General features: G+C 73.9%; 5 protein-coding genes and 1 pseudogene. 1 reads left to right on the forward strand and 5 read right to left on the reverse strand.

Going from position 1 to position 4,865, the window contains the following annotated elements; genetic code table 11:
* Window positions 1–104: 104 nt before the first annotated feature.
* From GU5_RS17325 to GU5_RS0100480, 5 genes are all read right to left on the reverse strand, one after another.
* Complete coding sequence (locus GU5_RS17325) at window positions 105–494, reverse strand: DUF6457 domain-containing protein (RefSeq protein WP_010523613.1); 390 nt, start codon at window positions 492–494, stop codon at window positions 105–107.
* 86 nt (window positions 495–580) lie between these two features.
* On the reverse strand, window positions 581–1,279 hold the full coding sequence (locus tag GU5_RS0100465; RefSeq protein ID WP_010523614.1) for a molybdenum cofactor guanylyltransferase: 699 nt from the start codon (window positions 1,277–1,279) through the stop codon (window positions 581–583).
* Window positions 1,269–1,763, reverse strand: coding sequence for an HNH endonuclease (locus GU5_RS0100470; RefSeq protein WP_010523615.1), 495 nt, complete (start codon window positions 1,761–1,763; stop codon window positions 1,269–1,271). The genes GU5_RS0100465 and GU5_RS0100470 overlap by 11 nt, the downstream gene beginning before the upstream one ends.
* 269 nt (window positions 1,764–2,032) lie before the next feature.
* Window positions 2,033–3,166, reverse strand: a complete 1,134-nt coding sequence (locus GU5_RS17465) for a C40 family peptidase (protein WP_010523616.1) — start codon at window positions 3,164–3,166, stop codon at window positions 2,033–2,035.
* A gap of 487 nt (window positions 3,167–3,653) precedes the next feature.
* Entirely contained in the window at window positions 3,654–4,400 is a 747-nt protein-coding gene (locus GU5_RS0100480; RefSeq protein ID WP_010523617.1) for a metal-dependent transcriptional regulator, read from the reverse strand.
* A gap of 234 nt (window positions 4,401–4,634) precedes the next feature.
* Here GU5_RS0100480 and GU5_RS0100485 point away from each other — a divergent pair.
* A pseudogene (locus GU5_RS0100485) lies at window positions 4,635–4,865 on the forward strand (phosphoserine transaminase); the annotation flags it as partial.

The following is a 4,865-nucleotide window of genomic DNA, read 5'->3' on the forward strand; positions in this document are numbered from 1 at the left end:
CGCACGCCGCGGGGACGTCGGAACGCCCGGGCCGCGCAGCGCGACGGCCGCGGCGGCCGCTCGGCGTCGAGCCTCGGCGAGCGTCGGAGCGGCGTGCTGGTCGGTCATGCGTCCTGCGCGCCCGCGGAGTCGCCGGAGCCTCCGGCGTCGCCGGCTTCCTGGGCGTCCCGGGCGTCCCGGCGGCGGGCGAGCAGCTCGGCGGCCACCCGCGAGGCCGCCCGCGAGGCCGTGGGGCGGTCCGCCTGCCCGGTGGCCTCGGCCAGACCCGAGACATAGCCGATCAGGTAGGTGGTCACCGGGGCTGCCGGCCGCACCACGGTGTGGGCCGCCTGACCGGCCAGCCCGAGCACGGCGTCGACGTCGAGCTCGACGTCGTCGATCTCCAGGTGGTGCGCCAGTTCGCGCACCCAGTCCTCGATCGCCTCGCGGGCGGCATCCTGCCCCGCTCCCCCGGCCTGCGCCCCCGGAGCGTCCTCGGTTCGTCCATCAGCCATCTGCGCGCCTCCTGTCTGGTGCTGAGCCCGGTCTCGCGCGGGGCTCGGAGCTCAGTCCGGTGTGCTGATCGGGAGTCCTCAGCTTCTCACAGCGGTCGACCGCGCTCCGCGTCGGGGATCTCGACTCCCAGCGCGGCGGCGTCGGCGGGGGTGTCCACGTCACGGCCGAGGCCCGCGGGCAGCCGCGGCCGGTCGACGGCGAGTCCCTCGAGCAGCCGACGCAGCGGCCATCCGGCCTCCTCCCCCGGGGCCAGCGCCTCCACCGTCCGGCGCAGGGCCGCGGCGTCGACCATGCTGGCCAGCCGCTGCTCGCGGCCCGCGGCGTCGGCGGGGAGCACGCCGCGTCCGGGCTCGGGGGCGAAGCCCTGCAGCCAGTCGAGCAGCAGGGCCGGGTCGACGGTGTCGACGGCGAGCAGCAGCACATGCCCCTCGCGCGGCAGCAGCTCGGCGGCGGCCAGCGTCCGGACCCCGGACGCGACGCCGGCGGCGGGCCCGGAGAGCGGCGGGTCCTCGCGGGTCAGCAGCACCTTCGGGCCAGGAGCGGCGGCGGTCCGGGGCGAGAGCTCGGGGGCGTCGAGCTGTGGGCGCAGATGCGACGGCCCGACCACGGCGACGTCGATGGAGCGTCCGGCCAGCGCCGCGAGCCAGGCCCGCAGCAGCGTCGTGGAACCGCGCCGCAGCAGCGCCTTCTCCGCCCCGCCGAGGCGAGATCCGGTCCCGCCGGCCAGCAGCACCGCCGCGCACTGCGGCCCCTCGGCGGCGGAGCGGCCGCGCTCAGCGGGCATGCTCGAGGAAGGGCATCCAGAGCTCATGCGGGGTGTCGAGCTCCTGGGGCAGCCACGTGGGGTGACGGGGCGCCGTCGGCGTCACGCGCAGCGACCAGCCGAGCTCGCCGAGGGTGCGGTCACCCTTGCGCAGGTTGCAGGGGCCGCAGCAGGCGACGAGATTCTCCCAGCTGGAGTCGCCGCCGCGGGAGCGGGGGACGACATGGTCGACGGTGTCGGCCGGCCGGCTGCAGTAGGCGCAGCGCTGCTGGTCACGGCGGAGGATGCCGCGCCGGGAGGGCGATCCGGGCCGGCGGCGCACGACGCGGACGTACTGGTGGAGCAGGATGACGGCCGGCCGCGGCCACAGCGTCGTCGGCGAGACGATCGGTCCACCGTCCTCGGCCAGCACGCTGGCCTTGCCGCGCATCACCAGCACGGCGGCACGACGGGAGGACACCACGCTCAACGGCTCATAGCCGGCGTTGAGCACCAGGGTGCGCATGGCGGTCCCTCCGTCCCTCGTCGAATCGAGCACGGAGCAGCGCCGAGGGCGCCGGTCCGCGCCTCATTTCCCCACAATATAGACGGTCGGCGGACAGAACGACATCCCATGACTCGAGTCACACGCCGAGGAGAATACAGGACAGCGGGGCGACGGCGCGGCCGGATGCAGAGACGCCGCAGGCGCCGCCCCCGGTGGGGACGGCGCCTGCGGCGTCATCGTGATGGACGTCGATCCCGGTCGACGCCCGTCGGCTCGGCCGACCCTGCTCAGCGCAGGGTCATGTAGCCGACGTGGCTGTTGCCCGGACGAGACTCGTAGCTGTACTGCAGCGTGCCGGTCGACGGGTTCTGAGCGCCGATGAACTGGCCGTTGCCCACGTAGATCCCCACGTGGCCGCCGCCGTTCTGGATGACCAGGTCTCCCGGCTGCGGGTTGTCGGTCCAGCGCAGGTTGCCCGCACCCTGGATGGCCGAGGTGCTCGACGGGATGCTGTAGCCGGCCTGGGCGTAGGCCCAGGCGACGAAGCCGGAGCAGTCCCAGCCGCCCGGGCCCTTGCCGCCATAGACGTAGGGGGTGCCGAGACCGGAGTAGGCGGCGGAGACGACGCCGCTCAGCGAGCCGGCGCTGGAGCTCTGCGTCTGCTCCGGCTCCTCGGGCGCCTCCGACTGCTCCGGCTCCTCGTCCTCCACGGACGCGACCGTCGTCTGCGGCTCCTGGCTCTCCTGCTCGGCCGGCTGCTCGTCCGCGCCGGTCAGCTCGTCGACCCGGGCCTGCAGGGCCGCGTGGTCGAGGACGCCGCCCGAGCTGTAGGCGGAGTCGCCGATGAGCTGGTCGAACATCGCCGTGGCGCTGACGCCCTCCTGCTGGGCCAGCTCCTCGACCAGCCCGCGGGTGCCGGACCGGTAGTCGGACAGCGAGGCGCTGGACTCCTGCGAAGACTCCTCCGCGGCGGCCTGCTCCTGCTGGGCGGCCTCCTGCTCAGCCTGGCGCTCGGCCTCGGCCTGACGCTGGGCCTCCTCCTCGGCCTCCTGCTCAGCCTGACGCTGAGCCTCGAGCTCCGTCTCGGTCGGCCCCTCCGGGGCCGGGGTCGAGGAGACCTCGGGGCGGTCGAAGGTGAGCTCGACGTCGTCGGACGCGGTGACCGCAGTGGCCTCGTTCTTGCTGGCCCGCTCGACGGACAGGCCGGACTGGGCGACCTCCAGCGTCGAGACCGCGCGCTCCTCGGAGCCCTGGTCCGCGGCGGCGGCCGCGCCGGTCGAAAGGACCAGGCCGGACGCTGCGGCGACGACGGCGGCGCTGCGGCCCGCGCTGCCGGCGTTCTGGACGACGGCGCGAGCCAGTCGGGGCTCGGCCTGACGGCGACGCTCGCGGCGCGAGCTGTACGTCGTGGTGTCAGTCACGTGGTTAAAACCTCTCCCTGTTGTGACGGGGCTGCCGGTGTGGAGCGCTCGGCCGGGGGTCAGCCTGCTCTCCAGGTCCTGCTCGACCGCGGGTCCCCGCCCCTGCCGTGCGGTAGTCGTCATCTCTGCCTCGACGGCGGCAGGGTGGTTCCGCCGAGGGGTTCGTGGGACCACGAACAACACGTCCCACGCACCGGACACGACGCTATAACAGATCGATATAATTGTCACGCTCAGGTCACGGCGCGCCGTACGCCGCCTCGCGCCGTCCTGTGCCGCGTCACGGCGGCGAGCATGCGACGCGCATCATCGCTCCAGATCAGAGCCGTTCTGCAGGGCAGCTCCGGGTGGCGGTCGGAGCACGACGGCGGCACGACCTCCGCGACATGCCGGGAGGCACGCCCTGTGACCATCGCGTGATCCACCGGTGACCGCCGACGCACTCCGGCCTCCGCCCTCAGCTGCGCCCGGGCGACCTCGGCCGAACTCAGCCGCGGTCGACGAAGATGTGCTGGGCGACCTCGAGCGGGAGCTCCACCTCGATCTCTTCGCCCGCATCCTCGGACGCGACGACCAGCGAGACGTAGGCCTCGGTGACCTCGCCGGGCGTGACCCGCACGCCGGGGCGGATGCCGGCTTCGAGCAGCTGCTCGAGCACCTCCGGCTCGACCTGGATGGACTCGGCCAGCCGCTGCACCCGCCACGCCCGACCCGCGCCGCCGTCGGACGCGGCCGCGCCGCCCTCGACGTCGCCGCCCTCCTCGGCGACCCGACGCAGGGTGACCAGCTGCTCGGAGACCTGCTGGGCGCGCGAGACGCCGAGCTTCTCCAGCCCCGGGATGGGGTTGCCGTAGGGCGAGACCACCGGATCCTCGAGCAGCTCGACCAGCCGGCGCTCCACCCGCTCGCTCATCACATGCTCCCAGCGGCAGGCCTCCTCGTGGATGTGCGGCCAGTCCAGGCCGATCACGTCGGAGAGCAGCCGCTCGGCGAGCCGGTGCTTGCGCATCACCCGCACGGCCAGCTCGCGGCCGGCCTCGGTCAGCTCGAGATGCCGCTCCGGAGTCAGCGAGAGCAGCCCGTCGCGCTCCAGCCGCGACACTGTCTGGGACACCGTGGGCCCCGAGTGCTCGAGGCGCTCGGCGATGCGCGCGCGCAGCGGCACGATGCCCTCCTCCTCGAGATCGAGGATCGTGCGCACGTACATCTCGGTGGTGTCGATGAGATCTGTCAAAAGGGGATCACTTTCCTCAGCCGGGTCCTGCGTCCCGCCCCAGCCCCGGGCCCGGGGCGTCGTCGACGACGGCGATGTCGCCCGGCGACGGCGGCCCGTCCGGAGGCTCGCGGCACGAAGGCTCTTGATACCGTGAAGCACGGCGTCCTGCACCACTGACAGCATAGTGGCTGGGCCGACTCTCCGGCCCGCCGACGCCTCCGGCCGGACCGACCACAGTCGAGGAGCACCCCCATGTCAGCTGCATCTGCTGCACGCGTGACCATCCCCAGCGATCTGCTGCCCGCCGACGGCCGCTTCGGCGCCGGCCCCTCCAAGGTCCGGGACGAGCAGGTCGCCGCCCTGCAGACCGCCGCCCGCGGACCGCTGGGCACCTCCCACCGCCAGGCGCCGGTGAAGAACCTGGTCGGTTCGATCCGCGGCGGGCTCTCCGAGTTCCTCACCCTGCCCGCGGGCTACGAGATC

It is taken from the genome of Nesterenkonia sp. F, from assembly GCF_000220985.1.
Lineage (GTDB): Bacteria > Actinomycetota > Actinomycetes > Actinomycetales > Micrococcaceae > Nesterenkonia.